Source organism: Methylobacterium sp. Leaf118 (assembly GCF_920984675.1).
In the GTDB taxonomy this organism is placed as follows: Bacteria; Pseudomonadota; Alphaproteobacteria; order Rhizobiales; family Beijerinckiaceae; genus Methylobacterium.
In genome coordinates this window covers 1-21,133 of sequence record NZ_CAKLBV010000073.1, presented here as the reverse complement: position 1 = coordinate 21,133, position 21,133 = coordinate 1, and the positions used below count along the sequence as shown (strand labels likewise).

General features: G+C 69.1%; 18 protein-coding genes and 1 pseudogene. 15 read left to right on the top strand and 4 right to left on the bottom strand.

The features are described 5' to 3' along the window. On the bottom strand, positions 1-694 hold a 694-nt coding region (locus tag LW587_RS20990; RefSeq protein WP_232631532.1), incomplete at its 3' end, for a hypothetical protein. Between the two features lie 355 nt (positions 695-1,049). Between LW587_RS20990 and LW587_RS20985 the strand changes: the two genes are divergently transcribed. Both LW587_RS20985 and LW587_RS20980 read left to right on the top strand, forming a co-directional pair. Continuing rightward, entirely contained in the window at positions 1,050-2,105 is a 1,056-nt protein-coding gene (locus LW587_RS20985) for a nucleoid-associated protein (RefSeq protein ID WP_232631531.1), read from the top strand. After that, positions 2,102-3,100 carry a GTP pyrophosphokinase gene (locus LW587_RS20980; RefSeq protein WP_232631530.1) on the top strand — a complete coding sequence of 333 codons (999 nt, stop codon included), beginning with the start codon at positions 2,102-2,104 and terminating at the stop codon, positions 3,098-3,100. The genes LW587_RS20985 and LW587_RS20980 overlap by 4 nt, the downstream gene beginning before the upstream one ends. Before the next feature lie 214 nt (positions 3,101-3,314). Here the strand turns inward: LW587_RS20980 and LW587_RS20975 are convergent, their stop codons facing one another. Next, positions 3,315-5,090 (bottom strand): ATP-binding response regulator, encoded by a 1,776-nt coding sequence (locus LW587_RS20975; protein ID WP_232631529.1) that lies wholly within the window; start codon positions 5,088-5,090, stop codon positions 3,315-3,317. A gap of 415 nt (positions 5,091-5,505) precedes the next feature. Here LW587_RS20975 and LW587_RS20970 point away from each other — a divergent pair, with 415 nt between their 5' ends. The 9 genes from LW587_RS20970 (at position 5,506) to LW587_RS20930 (ending at position 14,920) form a co-directional block, all read left to right on the top strand. Further along, a complete protein-coding gene (locus LW587_RS20970) occupies positions 5,506-6,273 on the top strand; it encodes a response regulator (protein WP_232631528.1) in 768 nt (255 codons plus the stop codon). Positions 6,274-6,441: 168 nt separating this feature from the next. Next, positions 6,442-6,780: a hypothetical protein gene (locus LW587_RS20965; protein WP_232631527.1), complete on the top strand. Its 339-nt coding sequence runs from the start codon at positions 6,442-6,444 to the stop codon at positions 6,778-6,780. Between the two features lie 342 nt (positions 6,781-7,122). Beyond that, positions 7,123-7,332: a hypothetical protein gene (locus LW587_RS20960; RefSeq protein ID WP_232631526.1), complete on the top strand. Its 210-nt coding sequence runs from the start codon at positions 7,123-7,125 to the stop codon at positions 7,330-7,332. A 162-nt stretch (positions 7,333-7,494) separates the two neighbouring features. Further along, positions 7,495-9,786 (top strand): sensor histidine kinase, encoded by a 2,292-nt coding sequence (locus tag LW587_RS20955; RefSeq protein WP_232631534.1) that lies wholly within the window; start codon positions 7,495-7,497, stop codon positions 9,784-9,786. After that, the gene (locus tag LW587_RS20950; RefSeq protein WP_232631525.1) at positions 9,783-11,450 is read left to right on the top strand and encodes an ABC transporter substrate-binding protein; all 1,668 of its coding nucleotides are present in this window, start codon (positions 9,783-9,785) and stop codon (positions 11,448-11,450) included. The genes LW587_RS20955 and LW587_RS20950 overlap by 4 nt, the downstream gene beginning before the upstream one ends. A 284-nt stretch (positions 11,451-11,734) precedes the next feature. Beyond that, positions 11,735-12,643, top strand: a complete 909-nt coding sequence (locus LW587_RS20945) for a helix-turn-helix transcriptional regulator (protein ID WP_269780359.1) — start codon at positions 11,735-11,737, stop codon at positions 12,641-12,643. 314 nt (positions 12,644-12,957) lie between these two features. Then, positions 12,958-13,815, top strand: a complete 858-nt coding sequence (cysE, locus tag LW587_RS20940) for a serine O-acetyltransferase (protein WP_232631524.1) — start codon at positions 12,958-12,960, stop codon at positions 13,813-13,815. 439 nt (positions 13,816-14,254) lie between these two features. Further along, positions 14,255-14,470: a DUF3126 family protein gene (locus LW587_RS20935; protein ID WP_232631523.1), complete on the top strand. Its 216-nt coding sequence runs from the start codon at positions 14,255-14,257 to the stop codon at positions 14,468-14,470. Between the two features lie 120 nt (positions 14,471-14,590). Continuing rightward, positions 14,591-14,920, top strand: a complete 330-nt coding sequence (locus tag LW587_RS20930; protein ID WP_232631522.1) for a DUF6949 family protein — start codon at positions 14,591-14,593, stop codon at positions 14,918-14,920. 117 nt (positions 14,921-15,037) lie between these two features. Here LW587_RS20930 and LW587_RS20925 read toward each other — a convergent pair whose 3' ends face one another. Continuing rightward, positions 15,038-15,670, bottom strand: a complete 633-nt coding sequence (locus tag LW587_RS20925) for a S24 family peptidase (RefSeq protein ID WP_232631521.1) — start codon at positions 15,668-15,670, stop codon at positions 15,038-15,040. A gap of 208 nt (positions 15,671-15,878) precedes the next feature. On the opposite strand from LW587_RS20925, the gene LW587_RS20920 reads away from it, so the two are divergent. Both LW587_RS20920 and LW587_RS20915 read left to right on the top strand, forming a co-directional pair. Further along, the gene (locus LW587_RS20920; protein WP_232631520.1) at positions 15,879-16,229 is read left to right on the top strand and encodes a DUF952 domain-containing protein; all 351 of its coding nucleotides are present in this window, start codon (positions 15,879-15,881) and stop codon (positions 16,227-16,229) included. Continuing rightward, positions 16,226-17,314, top strand: coding sequence for a quinone-dependent dihydroorotate dehydrogenase (locus tag LW587_RS20915; protein WP_232631519.1), 1,089 nt, complete (start codon positions 16,226-16,228; stop codon positions 17,312-17,314). Before LW587_RS20920 ends, LW587_RS20915 begins: the two co-directional genes overlap by 4 nt. Before the next feature lie 151 nt (positions 17,315-17,465). Here LW587_RS20915 and LW587_RS20910 read toward each other — a convergent pair whose 3' ends face one another. Continuing rightward, positions 17,466-17,657, bottom strand: coding sequence for a hypothetical protein (locus LW587_RS20910; RefSeq protein WP_232631518.1), 192 nt, complete (start codon positions 17,655-17,657; stop codon positions 17,466-17,468). Positions 17,658-18,446: 789 nt separating this feature from the next. Here LW587_RS20910 and LW587_RS20905 point away from each other — a divergent pair. Together LW587_RS20905 and LW587_RS20900 are read left to right on the top strand one after the other, a co-directional pair. Continuing rightward, the gene (locus tag LW587_RS20905) at positions 18,447-20,759 is read left to right on the top strand and encodes an FdhF/YdeP family oxidoreductase (protein WP_232631517.1); all 2,313 of its coding nucleotides are present in this window, start codon (positions 18,447-18,449) and stop codon (positions 20,757-20,759) included. Further along, positions 20,756-21,055 (top strand): annotated as a pseudogene (locus LW587_RS20900) (hypothetical protein); the annotation flags it as partial. The gene LW587_RS20905 and the pseudogene LW587_RS20900, both read left to right, overlap by 4 nt. Between the last annotated feature and the right edge of the window lie 78 nt (positions 21,056-21,133).

The window sequence follows — 21,133 nt, the reverse complement described above, 5'->3', positions numbered from 1 at the left end:
AGCGCCGGGCGATGTCGGCCCGCAGGGCCACCACGTCGAGGGGCGGCCCGTCCGCGCCGGGCCGCGCGACCGGCTCCGGCTCCGGCCCGAGCCCGTCGAGAAGCTTCTTCAGGCCGGCGAGGTCGCGCAGGATCCTGGCCGTGTCGAGGGGCCGGCTCTCCCTGACGCGTCCCGGGGGGCGCCCGTTCGCGCGCGGGCCGTCGCCTCCCTCTTGCTCAACACTTTGCCCATCCCCTTGCCCCGCCCCTTTGCCAGCCCCTTTGCCCACCCCTCGCCTGACGCCCGGGCGGTTCTGCGCGCAGAGCAGCGCATCGAAGGCGCCGATCTGCCGGGCGACGTGGAGGCGCAAGGCCGCCCGCAAGCCCCCCTCGCCTTGCGCCCGCCCGACGGCGGAGCGGCGGTCGAGGGCCTCCGAGAGGCCGCAGGCGCGAAACAGGGCCTCGGCCCGGTCCCGCCGCGCCCCGAGCGCCTCGGCGAGGTCGCCTGGATCGACGCCGGGCACCCGCACGACCCGCCCGAGCGCCGCCACCCGTTGGTCCGACCACTTTTGCGGCCGATGCGCCTCCCGCGACCGCAGCACCGCCGGTCGCCAGCCCTGGATGCGGTTCCATCGGCACACGGTGGCATAGGGCACCCCGGTCCGCGTCGCGATCTCCTGGGCGGTCAGATCGCTCCCCCGCATGAGATCGGCCACGGCCCGCCGCACCGCCGGCCCATGAAGAGGCGCCCAGGCCATGTTTTGGGACCTTTTTTTGGAGGCGGATTTTGGGAGAGTGGCGAGGTTAGCCGAAGGAGCGGGGCGCTGTCAAGTTTATTTTCCTAAATTTTTCTAGCTTCAAAGCCTTATCGGCATCCCAAGCCTCCTTGCGCGGAGGATGCGGATTTTAGGATTCTGACATGCCTGTCGCGCTTCTCAGATGTTGCGCAAAGTGGGTCGCACACAACCTCAAGCTATGACAAGCTCAAGCTTGGCGCTGTGATTCGCGAACCGCGCTACGACCTGCCCTCATCCGCAGGATCGCCTAAGCAGGATGCGGTCGGGGAAGGTAATGCCGCTCGAAAATCTGACTATCCGCCGTGTTTGCCTTCACGAGGTATATAAGCGTGGCGACGACGGCAATGTGCGTACGCCGACGTACTCAAATGGCCTTCTTGCGCTCAATGATAAAGGACTATCCGCCTTTCAAAGTCGCGTGCATTCGGCCTTCAAACGGGACGCCAAATGCATGGAAATGGCTCTACGGCTCACAGACGCTACCAGTATTGCTGGCCGTGGGGTTGCGATCGTCGATGCCGATGACGAAGATTTTGTACAGCAGTCGCGATCTTTCGCAGATTTGCTAGCAGAGGCTCAGGTCTCAAGACAGATACCAGGAGGATTAACAGTCGTTTTTGATGGAACCGTAGGCTATCCTGAACGGCATTTTTTTGGAATCATGAAGGCCGAGCTCCATGAAGGATTCATGAAACAAAACAATATGCAAGCAACTTTCGTTGATAGTCTTTTTCTAAGCCCAAAGACCAAACTTTATAAGATTGGGCTCTTCATCGGCGGAGAGGCTGATTCACCAATTCCGGTCGAGGACTGGAAGCCCACCGTCTATGATTATCAGCTTACCAGCTCGCACCGGGACGGAGCGGCAGCGTATTTTCATAGCGCTTATCTTGGTCTAGATGTACCGCAAAACAGCGCGCAACAGGTGAAGAAATTTTTTGACACAACAAAAGCGTACATAAAATCCGCACAAATTCCGCAGTCGGATAAAGTCGATTTATACAATTCGTTATACTCTTACCTAAAAACTGAACAGGCTCCGACGGTTCAAGTTGGCCACTTCGCCGACACCTACCTACCCCCGGCCTTGCGCGGTACTTACGTTGATCACATGCGCCGCGAACGCGTGCCTGATGCGGCGATTGCCAAGGATTTGAGTGAAGTAGGAGGCTCTCTTCGCATGCGTCGCTTGAAATTTCCCAGCAAAATCATGCTCTCTGGGCCGCCCGAGGCCATTAATGATTTGGTAGATATTGAGGCTTTCGACACACCTGATGGAAAGCACTGGACGCGGTTGACGATCCGCGGTGCGATTGAGGCGCAGGAATGAACAGGGCGCCAACCAAGGAGCAGGCGTTCCTCAAACGGTGGGAGGCTGAGCGTGCCGCCTATCTGGCTTGGGGGCAGCACGTCTCGGATCGCATCACGGACGCACTCAGAAAATCTATCGCCCCTCTCGACACAGATCATTTCCTCAAGACCGCAGTCAAACCGCGCCTGAAGGCCGACAAAAAGTTAATAGAAAAAGCGTTCTTTCGGAACAAAAACTATAGAGATCCCTACGAAAGCATTGAAGACAAGGTCGGAACGCGTTTTGTAGTCTTATTAGGCAGCGACGTGGACAAAGTTGTCGCAGCCGTCGAGGCGATGAAGGGGTGGACACACAGCAAGGATAGGGACTACGATGAAGAACAAAACAAGAACCCGGTGCTTTTTGAATACGCCGCTGTTCACTTTGTCGTGAGGCCGGTGGAGGCTCTCACGATCGGTGATGTGCAGATTCCAGCCGGAACGCCATGTGAGTTGCAGATCAAGACAATCCTTCAACATGCATATAGCGAGCTGACACATGACACAATTTATAAGCCACAGATTCAGGCGACACCTTCCATGCGAAGAAATGCTGCAAAGTCAATGGCATTGCTGGAAGCCACGAATGATTACTTCGAAAAAGTCGATATTCAGGTGAAGGAAGCTCTCGCAGCAGTTCGGGAAATTACGGCAAACCTGAGCGCTGTTTATCGAGATACAGTAGGCTTGGAGCCCAGCCCAACCGTGCTGGAGGGCCTGCTTTTAGGGTCATACGAGGAAAAGGCCCAAAATAATTATGCTGAAAAGCTTCGGCGTCTCCTTGCCGAGAAACCATTCCTTGTGACTAAAATCAGAGAGGGCATTGCTCAGCGCAATCCGATTTTTTCCCAGCCTTCCGTGCTTTTAGCGTACTTGGATATTTCCGAACGTGGCGGACGAGCGGTGGAAAGCTGGCCTTTGACTCCGAGCGAAATGGAACCACTTCTAAATCATCTTGGTGAAAGCTCAAACTAACCGCTCCCAGAGATGAAAATGGCAATGTATTTTAGAATATAAAATAATCATAAACTTTCTTCATTGCTCCACAACACGGCCCATATGCAAATCAAACAATCCGCTGCAAATGTGGAAATTTTTCCAATTATGATGCGAGTGGACTGCATCCGAGCCTTGTAGCATCCCTGACGTTCGGCCGTTACAACCCTTTTGCGCTATTGCCCCTGCCCCCTCACAGCAACGCCACCGCCTCCTTCGGAAACCTGACTGAAAACACCGCCCCCTTTCCCGGCCCCTCCGAAAACGCCTCGGCCCGGCCGCCGTGGAGTTCGGCGATGCGCTTGACGATGGAGAGGCCGAGGCCCGTCGAGCCCTCGCCGGCGGTGGGCTTGGCCGAGAGGCGCTGGTAGCGGCCGAACAGGCGGCCGGCATCCTCCGGAGAGAGGCCGGGGCCCTCATCGGCGACCGCGCAGAGATAGAGGCCGGCCTCCTCCTGCACCGAGACCACGATGGCGCCGCCGGGATGCGAGTACTTGACCGCGTTCGAGACGAGGTTGTCGAGCGCCTCGCGCAGGCGCTCGGCATCGCCGCACAGGTAGAGTTCGGCCGGCAGCGCCGTGGTCAGGCACTGGCCCTTCGAATCGGCCAGGGGGCGGTTGGCCTCGCAGACCTCCCGGGCGAGCCCGGCGAGATCGACGGGCTCGCGCCGCAGGGTGATGTCGAGGGCGTCGTTCATCGCATCCGCCATCAGGCTGTCGATCATGCCGATCAGCCGGGTCGCCGAGCTGCGGATATGCTCGACCTGCACCCCCATGGCGGCCCGCGGATCCCCGCCCGGCCCCGATTCGGGGCCGAACCCGATCAGGTCGGCCAGCATCTCGGAGCGGCCGAGGATCACCGCGAGGGGGTTCTTCAGGTCGTGGGCGATGGTGCCCAGAATCTCGGTCTTGAGACTGTTGGCCCGGCGCAGGTCCGAGCGCTGCATGTCGAGCCGGCGGTTGGCCCGGATCAGCTCGGCGGTGCGCGCCAGCACCCGCTGCTCGAGGGTGATGTTGGCCCGCTGCAGCCGCTCGTAGAGGATCACGTTGTCGAAGGCGATCGACAGGCGCCCGGTCAGCAGGGTGATGAGCGCCCGGTCGGTGGCGGAGAGCGGGCGGTCGGTGTCGATCAGCGCGACGATCTCGCTGCCGCTCGCGGTCCGGACATAGAGCGTCGACCAATGCTCGCCGAAGCTGTGCCGCCGCACGGCGAACGCCTCCTCGACGATCGGCCGGATCTCCGGCGAGAGCGCGCCGGGCGCCTGCCCGACATAGCCGCCGTAGAGCCCCGACCCCGCCAGGACGCTGTAGCCGCCCGATTCGTCGCGGGCCTCGTCGCGCTCGCCCTCCCGCAGGACGAGGATTCCGGCGCAATCGGCGTTGAGGAGCGAGGCGACCTGGGTCAGCACGCCCTCGGCGAGCCGGCGCATCGACTTCTGGTCGAGCAGCATCGGCGCCGCATCGATGATGATTTCGAGCCCGCGCCGGGTCTCGTCCAGCCGCTTGAGCTGCTGGTAGGCCCGGAGCGCCGCGGTCAGGCTGGTGAACAGCTTGTCGGCGGTGAGCTCGGTCTTCGCCTTGTAGTCGTTGATGTCGTAATCGACGATGACCCGCCGCTCCGGCGCCTGGCCCGGCTGCCCGGTCCGCAGGATGATCCGCGCCGTCTCCTCCTTCAGCTCGCGGCGGATGTAGTCGACGAGCTGCAACCCGGCATCGTCGGTCTCCATCACCACGTCGAGCAGGACGATCGCGATGTCGCGCCGCTCGGCAAGAAGAACCCGAGCCTGCGCCGCCGAATAGGCCGAGATGATCTCCAGCCCCCGCCCGTCCAGCTCGTAGCCGGCCAGGGCGTAGCGGGTGCCCTCGTGCACCGCCGGGTCGTCGTCGACGAGCGCGATCGTCCAGCATCCCGAGCGGGCGGAGGCGGCCGGGGCCTCGTCGGGAATGAGTTCGAGCAGGTCGTCGTCCATGGTCGGCCCCCTTGCGGCAATCGTGGCGCCCTCCTGCGGCGGGAGGCGACACGCGGGCCGTTTCAAAACGCACGCACCGACACCCTTCGGTGCCGGCCGAGATCGGCGCGTCCACGGCCAGTCCACGACAGATGAAGAAATCTTGGTGAAAGATAGGCCGTCTCTACAGGGCGCGAACGCCGCCGCCGCCGCGGTTTCTTGACAGGCACGCGCGAGATCGGGCCGGCCGCGCCGATCCTGTGGACGGGCCGGGCGAAGGTCTGTGCGGAAGCCTCGCGCCCGCGTCGCCAATGCGCCCCGATTGGGGCATTGTGCCGATCAGTGGCCGGGCGTTTCCAGCGGAGACGGGCTCGACATCGAGGAAAGCTGAGGAGATGACGGACGATATCTTGCCGATCGCCGGAGCGTCCCCGCGATGACGGTTTCCGCAATCCCCGCCCCCCCGAGCACCGGCTCCCAGACGAGCGGCCCGCACGTCGTCGTGGTGGACGACGAGCCCGACGCCCGGGCGATGGTCGGCGACTATCTGCGCCTCCACGGCTTCGACGTCGCCCTGTGCGACGGCGGCCGGTCCCTGCGCGCCCACCTGACCACGCGCACCCCCGACCTCGTCGTGCTCGACCTCAACATGCCGGAGGAGGACGGGCTCTCGATCGTGCGGGACCTGAAGTCGCGCACCCGCATCCCGATCATCATGCTGACCGCCACCGCGAGCCCGATCGACCGGGTGGTGGGGCTCGAACTGGGGGCCGACGATTACCTGCCCAAGCCCTGCGAGCTGCGCGAACTCGTCGCCCGGGTGCGTTCGGTGCTGCGGCGCGCCCAGACGGCTCCCGCCGCGCCCGCCCCCGCCCCGGCGGAGGCGCCCGCGCGCCGGGTGCGGTTCGGGACGAAGTGGCTCGAACTCGATGCCCTGCGGCTGCGCGACGACGAGGGCGTGGAGCAGGCGCTGACCCGCTCCGAGTTCGATCTCCTCAAGGCCTTCGCGGACCATCCCAAGCGGGCCCTGTCTCGCGAGCGCCTGCTCGACCTCGCCGATGCCCGCGATCCGGACGCCTTCGACCGGGCGATCGACGTGCGCATCAACCGCATCCGCAAGAAGGTCGAGCCGGACCCGGCCAATCCCCGCTACATCCGCACCGTGCGCGGCCTCGGCTACGTCTTCCGTCCCGACGGCGATTGAGTCCCGGCGGCCCATTGTTGCGTCGGACAAGCCCCCCACGCAACAATCCGTCGCCATCCCGTGATCCTGTGACGAACGACGCAAAACCCCGGACATCCACCCCGCCTAGAACGGCCTCATCAGCGACCGCGAGGCCGTGAGGGGGGTGTCATGCAGGGATGGATGTCGATGGTCGCAGCGAGCGCGCTGCTCTCCGCCGGCCTCGTGGCCGGGCTCGCCGGGGCGGATGCCGCCGCCGTGCCCGCGAAGGGCTGGGTCGATCCGCCGGCCCGCCCAGCGTCGGCGGCCCGGGTCGCGGTCGCCACGGCCGAGATCGCCAAGAGTGAGAGCGCCAAGAGTGAGGGCGCCAAGAGTGAGGGGGCGAAGGTCGAGGGTGGGAAGCCGGTGGCTTCGAAATCCGAGACGGTAGAGACCAAGCCGGCCTGCCGCCCGGCCGCCGTGGCGCAGCCCGCGGGATGTTCGGCGCAGGGCCGCGCGGTGCGGGTCATCGCCCTGACCAAGCGTTAGAGCATCGTCCCGAAAGCAGGTTCGCGGCTCTCGAAGACAGACGATGCCCACCAAGAACCGGGAGCATTTTCCCGAAATCGGTTTTCCGGCCCTCGGAAAAGAGACGGTACAGAGCAACAGCTGCGCGCAGCGTCTCGAAAGCTGATGTCCGGTCCCATAGAAAAAGACAGTGCAGAACAGGACTCCGGAGCGCCGCCCCGGATGCGAGATCCGGGACGATCCTCTAGGACCCGATCCAGTCCGACCGCATCGGGCCGGCATCCCGCACTCGTCGTTCCAACGCCTTTCTTTTCGATGACCCGCTGGCCGGCTCGTCGGAATCTGCTTTCGAGGAGACTCGCGATGCCGCACTTCTCCAAGGATCTGCTCGACGCCTCCCCCGAGGCCTTGGCGACCCTGCGCGAGATCCTCCACGGTCCGCGTCAGACCGGGGGCCGGACCGGGCGCACCGCGGCGGCCCCGCCCGCGAAGGACGGCCGATTCGTCGGCGGTGGGCCCGGCCGCGAGGCCCCCGTGCGCAAGCGCCGGCCCTCCGCCCTGGTCCGGATGTGAAGCACCGGTGAGACCGGCGCGCGCTTCGGCGAGCGTGGCGGCGCAGGGAGGGTGAACCCGGTTCCCGCGCGCCGGCCCGAAGGCCTTGTCCCGCTGCGCGTTTCCGGCAACGATCCCGGCCGCTGGAAGATCGCCTTCCTGGGAGGCCTCGACGGGGCGAGCATGCGGGTCGGGCGAAAGATTGCCCTTGTCGGCGGTGTCCCGATCCTGGTCGCCGCCGCCATCGCGGCGGCGGGCTGGGTCCTGCTCGCCCAGGAGCAGCGTGCCCGCACCGGCGCCCTACTCGCCGCCCGGATCTACCACGACCTGACGGTTGCCCGGACCGAGCGCGACGCCTACGTCGCCGCCCGCCCGGGCGAGCGGGGGCCCCGCGAGGAGCGGTTCTTCACCCTCGCCGGCGACGCCCGCCGGAGTCTCGACAGCCTGCGGGGATACGCCCGCACCGCGGGTCAGGCCGAGCGCGTCGCCTCGGCGCAGCGGACCCTCGGCCTCTCCACCGGGCGGATGCGCGACCTCACGGCCCTGACGCGCGAGAATGACGGCCTGATCGCCGAGATGGGACGGCGCGCCGGGCGGCTCATCGACCTCTCCGAGCAGGCGCGCCTGCGCCAGCAGAGCTCGAACGCCGACCTCGCCCGGACGCTCGCCGGGAAGGTCGAGCGCCTGCGCACGATCCGGGACGCCGTCACCCAGCTCAACGCCCTGGCGCTCGCCGCCGGTCGGTGGGATCTCGCGCGGGCCCGCACCGCCGGGTCGGGTTCCCCGGCGCCGCGCCCGGAGGCCGGGCTCGCCCATGCCGGACGCGACCTCGCCGCCTCCCTGCGCGGGGCGGGACGGAGCCAGGAGGCGGCCGAACTCGACGCGCTGCTCCCGGCGGACGGGACGGGCCCGGAGGGTCCCGGGCTCGGCGAATGGGCCGAGCGCCGGATCAAGATCGTCGCCTCCGAGCAGCGCACCCTGCACGACGAGGTCGCTCAGCTCCTCGGCTACGCGATCGAGGCCAACGAGACCGAGCAGGCCACGCAGAACATCGGCATCTCCACGCTCAAGCTCGGCCAGCGCACCGCCGACGCTCTCGCCCGGCGCGATCCGGATGCGGCGAGCGCGATGCTGGCGGAGGGGGAGCGCCTCTCGGCGAGCGCGGCGAACCTGCCGATCTCGCCGCTGATCCAGGGCGACATGGTCGATGCCATCGACGGATGGCGCAACCGGCTGGCGACGACCGTCGGCGGCCTGCGGCGGCAGAACGAGACCCTTGCCGAGATGGACGGCCTCGCCGCGGCGATGAGCGCCAGCGCGAGCGCCCTCAACGACGCCGCGCTGGAGGATGCGGACCGGTTCGGCGCCTTCCTGCGCCAGCTCCTGCTTGTCGGGGCCGCCGGGGGGCTGCTGCTCGGGGCGCTCGCCGCCCTCGCGGTCGCCCGCTCGATCCTCGTGCCCCTGCGCCAACTCCAGAGGGACATGATCGCCCTCGCCGCCGATCCGAAGGCCGCGGCCCTGTCCGGCACCCAGCGGGCGGACGAGCTCGGCGACATCGCCCGGGCCACGAACTTCTTCGTCACCGAGATCGGCCGGCGGGAGCGGGCCCTGCGCCGGGCCAAGGATCAGGCGGACGCGGCGCTTCTCGACCTGCGTCAGGCCCAGGACGACCTGATCCGCGCGGAGAAGCTCGCCTCCCTCGGCCAGCTCGTGGCCGGCGTCGCCCACGAGATCAACACGCCGCTGGGCATCGCGCTCACCACCGCGACGCTGGTGCGCGACGAGACCCGCGCCTTCCAGGCGGTGGTGGCGGCGGGCACCCTGTCGCGCTCGCGCCTCACCCATTTCGTCGACCGGGTCAGCGAAGGCACGCATCTCCTCTGCTCCAACCTCACCCGTGCGGCCGACCTCGTCCACGGCTTCAAACAGGTCGCGGTCGACCGCGCGAGCGACGAGCGCCGCAGCTTTCCCCTCGATGTCTGGCTCGACGAGCTGCTGGCGAGCCTCCAGCCGATGCTGCGCAAGGGCGGCCACCGCATCCGGCCGGACTGCGCCCCGGGCATCGTCGTCGACACCCATCCGGGCGTGCTGGCGCAGGTGGTGACGAACCTCGTCACCAACGCCGTGACCCACGGCTTCGTGCACAAGGCCCAGCAGGGGGAGCCCGGGACCATCGTGGTGCGGGCGGAGAGCGCCGGACCGCTGGCGCGGCTGGAGGTGATCGACGACGGCGGCGGGATCGCGCCCGAGAACCTGGCCCGGATCTTCGATCCGTTCTTCACCACCGCCCGCTCCCGCGGCAGCACCGGGCTCGGCATGCACATCGTCCACAACCTCGTCACGGTGAAGCTCCACGGCCGCATCGCCATCGAGAGCGAGCCCGGTCAGGGCACCACCGTGCGGGTCGAGTTCCCCCGCGAACCGGCCGGCGAGCGGCCGGCCCTGCGGGCGACGGCGGGAGCCGGAGCGCCGTGAGGGCGAGCGCGCGCCTCCTCGCCGGCTTGGGGCTCCGCTTGGCGCTCGGCCTGGCTGGTTTCGCCAGTCTCGCCGGCGCCGCGCCGGCGGTGGCGCGCACCCTCGTCTACTGCTCGGAGGGCAACCCGGAATCCCTCGATCCGGGCCGGGTCACCACGACGACGGCGATGAACGTCACGTGGCAGATGTTCAACACCCTGGTCGAGTTCGTGCCGGGCACGACGACCCTGCGCCCGGCGCTGGCCGAATCCTGGACGGTGTCCGACGAGGGCCGGACCTACGATTTCACCCTGCGCGAGGGCGTGCATTTCCACGCCAACGCCCGGTTCGTGCCGAGCCGGACGCTCAACGCCGACGACGTGCTGTTCAGCTTCCTCCGCCAGTGGCAGCCGGATCACCCCTATCATCGGGTCGGCGGCGACCGCTTCGGCTATTTCGACGATCTCGGTCTCGGCCGTCTGATCCAGGGGATCGAGCGGCTGGACGCGCGCCGGGTCCGCTTCCGCCTGCGCGAGGCCGACGCGACCTTCCTGCCCAACCTCGCCCAGGCCTTCGGCGGCATCCTCTCCGCCGAATATGCCGAGCACCTCGCCGCCGCGGGCGCGCAGGAGGAGATCGCCCGCGCCCCGATCGGCACCGGCCCGTTCCGCTTCGCCGGCTTCCGGCCGGACCTCACCGTGCGCTACCGCCGCTTCCCGGACTATTGGCGCCCGCCGGGCGCCGACACGGCGGGCGAAACGGGACCGGGCGCGGGCACCCGCCCGATCGAGGGCCTCATCTTCTCGATCACGCCGAACGCCGCGGTGCGGCTGACCAAGCTCAAGGCCGGCGAGTGCCAGGTGATGGCCTTTCCCGGTCCCGCCGATCTCGACGCGGTGCGGGCCGACCCCGATCTCGCGCTCCTGTCGGGGGAGGAGCTCAACGTCGCCTACCTCGCCCTCAACACCACCCGCCCGCCCATGACCGACCTGCGGGTGCGCCGCGCCATCAACCTCGCGATCGATCGGCGGGCGATCGTCGAGGCGGTCTACGGCCCGGCCGGTCGGCTCGCCCGCAACCCGCTGCCGCCGGGAAGCTGGGCCTTCCACGACGGCCTGCCCGAAACGCCGTTCGACCGCGCGGCGGCGGCAGGCCTGCTCGCGGAGGCCGGGTTCGCGCAGGGCTTCGAGATCGACCTGTGGTACCTGCCGGTGAGCCGGCCCTACAATCCCAACGGCCGGCGGGTGGCCGACATGATCCAGGCCGACCTCGCCCGGGTCGGCATCCGGGCCCGGCTGGTGACCCGCGGCTGGAGCGCGTACCGGGCCGCCCTCTATGCCGGCGAGCCGACCGCGATGCTCTACGGCTGGACCAGCGACAACGGCGACCCGGACAACTTCATGAACGTCCTGCTCGGCTGCCAGGCGGCGGCCCCGGGCGGGGCGAACCTCGCCCGCTGGTGCGATCCCGCCTACGAGGCAGCGATCCAGGCCGCCCGCCGCACCGACGACCGGGAGACCCGCACCCGGCTCTACCGCGAGGCGCAGATCCTGTTCCGGGACGCGGCCCCCTGGGTGCCCCTGGCCCACACCGTGGTCCACGTGGCGATCCGGCGCACGGTGACGGGCTTCACGATGGATCCGCTCGGGCGCCACCTGTTCGAGACCGTGAACTTGGAGGAGTGACGAAGGGGGAGGAGTGACGAATGGGGAAGAATGACGCCAGGACGCGGCTTGGCGTGACAAACCAACAAATATTATTCACTGCCGAGTTCGCATGAAGGGCGCGCTCGGGCTATGGGTTGCGCGTGCATGACCGAGCGTCCAGATGGGGCTCGGCCCCGATCGCTGCATCTGCTAAGGCTGCATTGTGCACTGCAGCAAGCAGGGTGTGCCGATGATGGCCCGCGTGGCAGGATGCTGGCGGGCTGAGAGGACGGCGCGGACCGGGAACGGGCCGACGAGAGGTGATGAAGGCCATGACGGATGCGGCCGAGCATGAGGCGAACTTCCTGAACGAACTCGGGCGGCGGGTACGCCACGCCCGGACCGTGCGGGGCCTCTCGCGCAAGCTCCTCTCCCAGGCCTCCGGGCTGTCGGAGCGCTATATCGCCCAGCTCGAAGGCGGCCAGGGCAACGTCTCGATCATCCTGCTGCGGCGGGTCGCCAACGCAATGGGGATGCGCCTCGACGATCTCGTCGCCGCCCAGGAGGCCTCCTCCGACTGGCGCGTGGTCCGCGATCTTCTCGAACAGGCAAGCCCCGACCAGATCGCCCTGGCGAAAGCCGCGCTGACCGGACTGGCCGGGGCGGAGACCGGGGTGGCGCGCCGCCGCGTCGCCGTCGTGGGCCTGCGGGGCGCCGGCAAGTCGACCCTCGGGCGGATGGCCGCCGCCCAACTCGGCTGGCGCTTCGTCGAGCTCAACCACGAGATCGAGCGCGAGAACGGCCTCTCGGTGGGGGAGATCTTCGCGATCTACGGCCAGGAGGGCTACCGCCGCCTGGAACAGAAGGCCCTGCGTCAGCTCGCCGAGGATCCCGGGCCGATGGTGCTCGCCACCGGCGGCAGCATCGTCGCCGAGCCCCTGACCTACGACCTGCTGCTGTCGTCCTTCTACACGATCTGGCTCCGGGCGCGGGCCGAGGAGCATCTCCAGCGGGTCCGCGACCAGGGCCATGTCGAGGGCAAGGGCGATCCCACCTGGGTGCTGGACGACCTGCGCGCGGTGCTGATCAGCCGCGAGCCGCTCTATGCCCGCGCCTCCGCGGTGGTCGACACCTCCGACGTCCCCGTCGACACCATGGCGCAGCGCCTGATCGGCGTGATCCAGGCCCGCTTCGGCGGCAGCGAGAACGGCGGACGGCGCCCCGCCGCCTGAGCGGATCGGCCCGAGCGGCCGATCCGGCTCTCGGACGAGACCGCGCCGCCCGCCTCCGGCCCGGCCATGTCGGCACGCACCCCTTGATACGGCCCGGGGCCGGCCCAAGCTGTACGATCGCGACGCGGTGCGATAGGGGACGTTTTCATCCCGAGCGCCGCGTCCGCGAGATCCACGGTGCCTGCCCGGGCCGCTCCACGGGTCTTTCGTCCCGCGCGGCCCCTCTCACCATCGACGGGCCGTGAGCGGCCCGAGGCCCGGATTCGCGGCGCGCGGCCGGCCTGCCCATCGGCGCATCCGCCTAGGAGGAGAGCATGTCCGCCAGTCCTTCGCTCCACCCCATCGGGCGCGAGGCGATCGCCGGCATCGTCGACCCGCTCTGGACGCGGGTGCGGAGCGAGGCCGAGACGGTGCTGCGCGACGAGCCGTCGCTCGCCTCGTTCTTCGTTGCGACGATCCTCAATCATCCGACCCTGGAGGCCGCGGTCGGCCACCGGGTCGCAGCGCGCCTCGGCCACGCCTCGCTGCCGACCGAACTCGTCGCCCACGGCTTCCACGAGGCGGTGAGCGGCGATCCCGCCATCGGCCAGAGCATGCGCGCCGACATTTTGGCCGTGATGGATCGCGACCCGGCGACGACCCGGGCGATCGAGCCGTTGCTCTACTTCAAGGGCTTCCACGCCCTCCAGGCGCATCGCCTCGCCCATTGGTACTGGCACCAGGGTCGGCGCGACCTCGCCCTCTACCTTCAGAGCCGGTCCTCCGAAGTGTTCCAGACCGACATCCACCCGGCGGCCCGGATCGGGCGCGGCGTGTTCTTCGACCACGCCACCGGCGTCGTGGTGGGCTCGACCGCGGTGATCGAGGACGACGTGTCGATCCTGCACGCGGTGACGCTGGGCGGCACCGGCAAGCAGGGCGGCGACCGCCACCCGAAGATCCGCCGCGGCGTGATGATCGGCGCGGGCGCCAAGATCCTCGGCAACATCGAGGTCGGAGCCTGTGCCCGGGTCGCGGCGGGCTCCGTGGTGCTGCGTCCCGTCCCGCCCCACACCACCGTGGTCGGCGTGCCGGCCCGCGTCGTCGGCGCGGCCGGCTGCGCCGAGCCCGCGCGCTCCATGGACCAGCTCGTGGCGATGAGCGAGTTCGTCGACATCGCCGGCGGGATCTGACCCCGCGTCCCGCGGAGCTCGTGCCGCAGGCGAGACGCGGCACGGGTTCTCGCCCCCGGTCAGGGCTCGCGTAGATCCGGATCGGGTTGCCCCGCTCCAGGGCGGCCCGGATCTCGACGCGTTCGGCGCGCCGCCGCAGCACGATGCCCCGGTCGCGATGCTGCGAGCGCTCCTCCCGGGCGACGCCCCGCGGGCCGGTCGGCCCATGATGGCACGCACGGCGCTGTCGGTCGTGTTCCGGAATGCCGGGGCCATGCTCCGCCGCCACGAAAGCGTGTCGGGAAGGCGCCTCCTGTGCCGCGCGGCCTTCGCCGATTCCTGCGCCATCCTCAGCAGCGTCCGGGTTGCCTGCCCTCCCGCGATCTGGCAAGCCGCCCGCATGGCCTGCGCCGCGCCTCGGGCGTCGCTGCGCGGCTCCCCCAAGCGAGAAGGTTCCGGCGTGAACAAGACCGAGGTCGCCAAGCTGCAGGGCTACCTGCGACGCAAGTTCGCCAACGCCAATATCCGCGTCGTCGCGATGAAGACCGGCGATTCGGCCGAGGTGTTCATCGGCGAGGAATCGATCGGCGTGCTCGCCGACGACAAGGAGGACGGCGACGATTCGTTCACCTTCCGCATGGCGATCCTCGACATCGACCTCGAAGAGGATGCGTGAACCGCCCGCCGCCCGCAGGAGCCTGTGGGCGGCGTTAACCGTGCGGGACGATATTCCTTAACAAGGCGTAAACGATCGGCCAGATTGCGCGTCTCATCCTGAGAAGGAGCGCCGCGCGTCATGGCCATGAGCCCTACGTCCCTCGAATCCATCCAGGCGCTCATCATCGGGCTCGCGCTGTCGGGCCTGTTGGCGAGCGCCTTCGAATACGCGACCAACCGCCGGGCGAGCTTCCGCCTGCTGGAGGCGGGCGGGGTCTCGGCCATCGCCGCCCTGCCGATGATCGCGTTCGTGGCGCCCTTCATCATCCTGCGCAACACCCTGCGCGGGCGTCAGCTGGAGCGCCGGCCGATCCCCTTCGTGATGATCGCCACGATGATCGCCTGCGGCTGGAGCCTGCTCTCGGGCCACGTCGCCCTCGACGTGGCGCACCGGATCGTCGGGCTGTAGGTTCCCCTCGGGCAGCGGCGGACGCGGCGCCCCTCGGGGCCGAGGCGCGCGCCGATCACGCCCCCAACCTGGGGACGGTTCTCCGGCACCGGGCCTTCGGCAAAGCGAATCGCGCGCCTACTGCCGCACCCACATCACCCGCGCCAGCCAGGCGACTTCGGCGAGCGGCACCGTGCGGTCCGCGTGGGCGGGGTTGAGCGAGACCAGCTCGACGGTGCGGGCGGTGCGCCGCCGTAATTCCTTCGCGAGCACCTCGCCGTTGGCCAGCCGCGCCACCACCCGGTCGCCCTTGCGCACGCTCGCCGTCGGCGAGACGATGAGCACGTCGCCGTCGCGATAGAGCGGCATCATCGAATCGCCCTGCACCTCGAGGGCGAAGGCGCGGTCCCCGCCGAGATCGGGGAACTCGATCTCGTCCCAGCCGGGGCCGCCGGTCGGCATGCCCTCGTCGGTGAACGGGCGGCCCGAGCCGGCCTGCGTCAGGCCGATCAGCGGCACCATCGCCCGGGCCGGCCGCTCGCGGGTGTCGACGAGGCGCAGGAAGTCGTCGAGGCTCGCGCCGGTGGCGGCGAGCACCTTCGAGATCGATTCGGTGGAGGGCCAGCGCTTGCGCCCGTCGGGCCCGATCCGCTTGGACCGGTTGAAGCTCGTGGCGTCGAGGCCCGCGCGGCGGGCGAGCCCGGAGGCCGAGTAGCCGTAGCGCTCGGCCAGTCGATCGATGGCAGCCCAGATCTGCTCGTGCGACAGCATGACGACCTCGGCCCGGCGCGTATCGTTGGGACAGGCGGCCTAGTGATAGGAAACTAGAGCCAGTTCGCGGCGAACGCAATTCGGACGCCCGGAGCCGGCCAGTGTCGCACCCCGCGCGCGCCGGGTGAAGTGAGAAATCCGATCGGTTGCGGCGGAGGCGGGGGCCCTCTATCCGTCCGGCGGGTCAGGAGATCCGGCCGGAGCCCGCATGTCCCTCGTCTACAAGATCTGCCCGCGACCGCTCTGGCGGGAGGCGGAGGCGCTGGGGCGCTTCACCGGCGCCCCCGTCGATCACGCGGACGGCTTCATCCATTTCTCCACCGCGGCGCAGGCCGCCGAGACCGCCGCGCGCCATTTCGCGGGCCAGGGCGACCTGCTCCTCGTGGCCGTGGCGGCGGACCAGCTCGGCGAGGCCCTGCGGTTCGAGCCCTCGCGGGGCGGCGCCCTGTTCCCCCACCTCTACGGCGATCTCCCCTTGAGCGCCGTGCGCGCGGTCGTCGACCTGCCCCTCGGCGCGGACGGGCGCCACGTCTTCCCGGAGGAGATCGCGCCCCGATGATCGAGAGCCTCGTCCACGCCGCGTTTCCCCTGGCCCGGCCGCTGCTGCACGGGCTCGACGCCGAGGCGGCCCATGACCTGACCCTGCGGGGTCTCGCCCTGCTGCCCCCGAGCCGCCCGGCCCCGGACGATCCGGCGCTGGCGGTGACCGCGTTCGGGCATCGCTTCCCCAACCCGGTCGGCCTCGCCGCCGGCTTCGACAAGGGCGCGCGGGTGGCCGACGCGATGCTCGGCCTCGGCTTCGGCTTCGTCGAGGTCGGCGGGGTCGTGCCGCTGCCCCAGCCCGGCAACCCGCGCCCGCGGGTGTTCCGGCTCGCCCGCGACCGGGCGGTGATCAACCGTTTCGGCCTCAACAGCGAAGGGCTCGACGCCGTCGCCGACCGCCTGAAGGCGCGGGCCGGCCGCGAGGGCCTCGTCGGCGTCAATATCGGCGCCAACAAGGAGTCGCAGGACCGGCTCGCCGATTACGTCGCCTGCACCGCGCGGCTGGCGCCGCACGTGGCCTTCATCACCGTCAACGTGTCCTCGCCCAACACCCCGGGCCTGCGCGACCTCCAGGGCGAGGCCTTCCTCGACGACCTCCTGGCCCGCGTCGTCGCCGCCCGCGACGCGAGCGGATCACGGGCCGCATTGCTCCTCAAGATCGCCCCCGACATCGCCCTCGACGGCCTCGACGCCATGACGGCGACGGCCCTGCGGCGCGGCATTCAGGGGCTCGTCGTCTCCAACACCACGATCGCTCGGCCGGCGAGCCTCGCCGAGACGGCACTGGCGCGCGAGACCGGCGGCCTGTCCGGCCGGCCGCTCTTCGCGCCCTCGACCCGCCTCCTCGCCGAGACCTTCCTCAGGGTCGGTGACCGGATCCCGCTGATCGGCGTCGGCGGCATCGATTCGGCCGAGACGGCCTGGACCAAGATCCGGGCGGGCGCGTGCCTGCTGCAGCTCTACTCGGCCCTGATCTACGAGGGCCCGGGCCTCGTCGGCGCGATCAAGCGCGGCCTCGCCGACCGGCTGCGGGCGGAGGGCGCGACGGCCCTCGCGCCGATCGTCGGACGGGATGCGGCGGAGATCGCGCGGGGCGCGTGACGGACAACTTCGTTCGAACCGTCAAACCGATCTGCAGGGAACCGGACCGATGGTCCTGTTCCCTGCGCCCGGCGGACGCCCGTTGTCACGACGTCTCAACCCCTTTACGCGCGGGCGATCGGCGACGCGTGACGATCATCGCCGATGGGGATCAGAGCGAGTTTCCCGGGGCTTCGATCCGTTCGGCACGCAGGACATCGAGCACGTTCTCAAGGAAGGCGAGATCGTTGCCGAGGTCAGAATCCTCGCCGTTCTCGTTGGAGGTGTGCTGCCTCTCCTCGACCCAATAGGCGACCGCCGACATCAACACATGCGCCACCACGTCCGGCACCTCGACGGACACGCTGCAGGGCCGCCTCGCGACTCTCGCGCCAGCGTTCCCACTCCGCCTGCCGCTCGTGACGGGGCGGAACGGCATCGATGAAATGCGACGCCGCGTCCTCGGCGAACCGCAGGGCCCTGGGAGTGAGTCTGACCATGAGTGCCTCGACCCGAACGATGCCGGTTCAGCGGAACTGACGATTTGCCAGGGAAAGCAGAGATTTAAATTCGCTCAGCGGCATATCAACACTCGGCTCCCAACTCCCAATTGTCCCCCTCGTCGTTCTCGACGAGAAGAAGAGTCCCATGATCGTAGCCGGCGGGCAGCCGCCACCAACGCGCCTTGCTTGTCCGTGGGCTCCCGAAGGTCGAGATTCCGCCCGTTCCGGCGCGAACCCAAATCACACCCTTTCTGGCGAAATGAACGATGTCGCTGGGACGCACATGATCCAGGCGGGCGCCGGCGGCATTGCCCATTCGGAAGCGATCGCCCCACCCTGCGCCCCCCCACGCTCGGGTTCGGTCCGATCCACCGCACGATCTCGGACCGATCATAAGTTGCAATGATGAAAGCTAAGCTCGGTTTCCGGCACAAGGGCTTTCAGAACCTCGTCATGAGGCCTCCCGGCGCCGAGCTCCGACACGCAACCGCCGCGCGGACCGTAAGAAGTATTGTTCTAAACGCATGGCTCAGGCCGCAAAATGGCGCGGCACGCGTTCTGCGCATGAGAGGGCCGAGACTTTCACGTTTGTGGGGCTGAGGCGCGCGCGCTTAACTCCAGGCGCACACACCTTTCCCAGGACAATCGGCATGGGCCGTACTGACGGATCGCCCAAGCGCTCCTCCGCCGCGGGCGGCTGGGGGGCTCTGAAGAGCTGCGGCAAGCACTTGCTGGGCAGCCGCGCGCCGCTCTCCGGGGCCCGCGCTCTGCTCTCGGCCAATCAGCCGGACGGATTCGACTGCCCGGGCTGCGCCTGGGGCGATCCGGCCCACGGCTCCTCCTTCGAGTTCTGCGAGAACGGGGTGAAGGCGGTCTCCTGGGAGGCCACCGACAAGCGGGTCACGCCGCGCTTCTTCGCCCGGCACACCGTGTCGGAGCTGCGCGGCTGGAGCGATTACGCGCTGGAGAACGAAGGCCGTCTCACCCAGCCGATGCGCTACGACGCGGACACCGACCGCTACCGCCCGGTGGACTGGGACGCGGCCTTCGCCGAGATCGGCGCGACGCTGCGCGGCCTCGATCATCCCGATCAGGCCGAGTTCTACACCTCGGGCCGCGCCTCGAACGAGGCCGCCTATCTCTACCAGCTCTTCGCCCGGGCCTACGGGACCAACAACTTTCCCGACTGCTCGAACATGTGCCACGAGGCGAGCGGCCTCGCGCTGACCCAGGCCATCGGCATCGGCAAGGGCACCGTGCTGCTCGAGGATTTCGAGCGGGCGGACGCGGTCTTCGTCGTCGGCCAGAACCCCGGCACCAACCATCCGCGCATGCTGGGCGACCTGCGCCGGGCCGCCGAGCGGGGCGCGCGCATCGTCGTGCTCAACCCCGTGCGCGAGCGCGGGCTGGAGCGCTTCGCCGATCCGCAGAACAGCGTCGAGATGCTGCGCGGCGCGAGCCGGCCCATCGCCAGCCACTATTTCCAGCCCAAGCCCGGCGGGGACATGGCGGCCTTCCGGGGCATCGCCAAGGCCGTCTTCGCCCGCGACGCGGCGGCCCTGGCGGACGGGCGCCCGTCGGTCCTCGACCACGCCTTCCTGGCGGCCCATACCAGCGCCTTCGAGGCCTATCGCGACGCCGTCGCGGCGACCGATTGGGCGGCGATCCTCGACCAGTCGGGCCTGACCCGCGACGCCATCGAGACGGCCGCCGAGGTCTATCTCGGGGCCGAGCGGGTCATCGCCACCTGGGCCATGGGCGTGACCCAGCACCGCCATTCGGTCGCGACGATCCGCGAGATCGTCAACCTGCTGTTCCTGCGCGGCCATATCGGCCGGCCCGGCGCGGGCCTGTGCCCGGTGCGCGGCCACTCGAACGTGCAGGGCGACCGCACCGTCGGCATCAACGAGCGTCCGCCCGCCGCCCTGCTCGACGCCCTGGAGCGCACCTTCGGGCTCGCGATGCCGCGCCGGCACGGCCACAACGTGCTCGGCGCGATTCACGCGATGCTCGACGGCACCGCGAAGGCCTTCATCGGCCTCGGCGGCAATTTCCTGCGCGCCACGCCCGACACGCCGCGGGTCGCCCAGGCGCTCGCGGGGTGCGAGCTGACCGTCCACATCGCGACGAAGCTGAACCACTCCCACCTCGTGCCGGGGCGGGTCGCCTACGTCCTGCCCTGCCTCGGCCGCACCGAGGTCGATCGCAACAGCCGGGGCAAGGTCCAGATCGTGACCGTCGAGGATTCGATGAGCATGGTCCACGGCTCGGGCGGCATCAACCGTCCGGCCTCCCCGCATCTGCGCTCCGAGGTCGCCATCATCGCCGGGATGGCGGCGGCCACCGTCGGCGCGCAGCAGATCGACTGGGCGGGGCTCGCCGACGACCACGACCGCATCCGCGACCTGATCGAGCGGACGATTCCGGGCTTCGATAGCTTCAACACCCGGATGCGGCGCCCACGCGGCTTCATGCTGCGCAACCTCGCCGCCGAGCGCGTGTTCGAGACGGCGACGGGCCGGGCCACGTTCTCGAGCGGCCCCTTGCCGGCGGCGACCGAGCACCAGCGGGCGACCACCCTCGGCGAGACCTTCGTGCTCCAGACCTTCCGCAGCCACGACCAGTACAACACCACCGTCTACGGCCATGACGACCGCTACCGCGGCGTCTACGGCGAGCGCCGCGTCGTCTTCGCCCATCCCGACGACCTCGCGGCGCTGAAAAGCCGGTTCGGCGAGCGGGTCGACCTCGTCGGATTCGGCACGGAGGACGGCCTGGAGCGGCGGGCGGAGGATTTCCGTCTCGTGCCCTTCGACATGCCGCGCGGCGCGCTGGCCGGCTACTATCCGGAACTCAACGTGCTGGTGCCGCTCTCGGCCTTCGGCGAGTTCTCGGACACGCCGACCTCAAAATCGGTGCTGGTGCAGGTCCGCGCCCGCGGCGAAACGGCGAAGGCCGCATGAGCGCGCCCCCCGCCGACGCCGAGACGTTTCTGGCGACCACCGACACCATCGCGGCGCTCCGGCCGGAGCTGAGCCTGCTGGAATCCGGCATCCTCGCCGGGCTCCATCTCGGGCTGGCCGAGGATAGCCGCAGCTTCGCCCGCGTCTTCGGCGTCGAGCATGCCCTGGTGCTGCGGGCGGTCGACACGCTGGCGGGCGAGACGCTGGTGAGCGTGACCGCGCGGGACGCCCGGACCCAGCGCACCCGCTACGCCGCGAGCGCGGTCGGGCGCAGCGTCCTGGCGGCCCTCGCCGCCGGATCCGGGCTCCGCTTGATCAAAGCGGAGCCCGGATCAGGCAAGCCCGCGCGGCGTTTGAGCGAAGCCCACATCCGC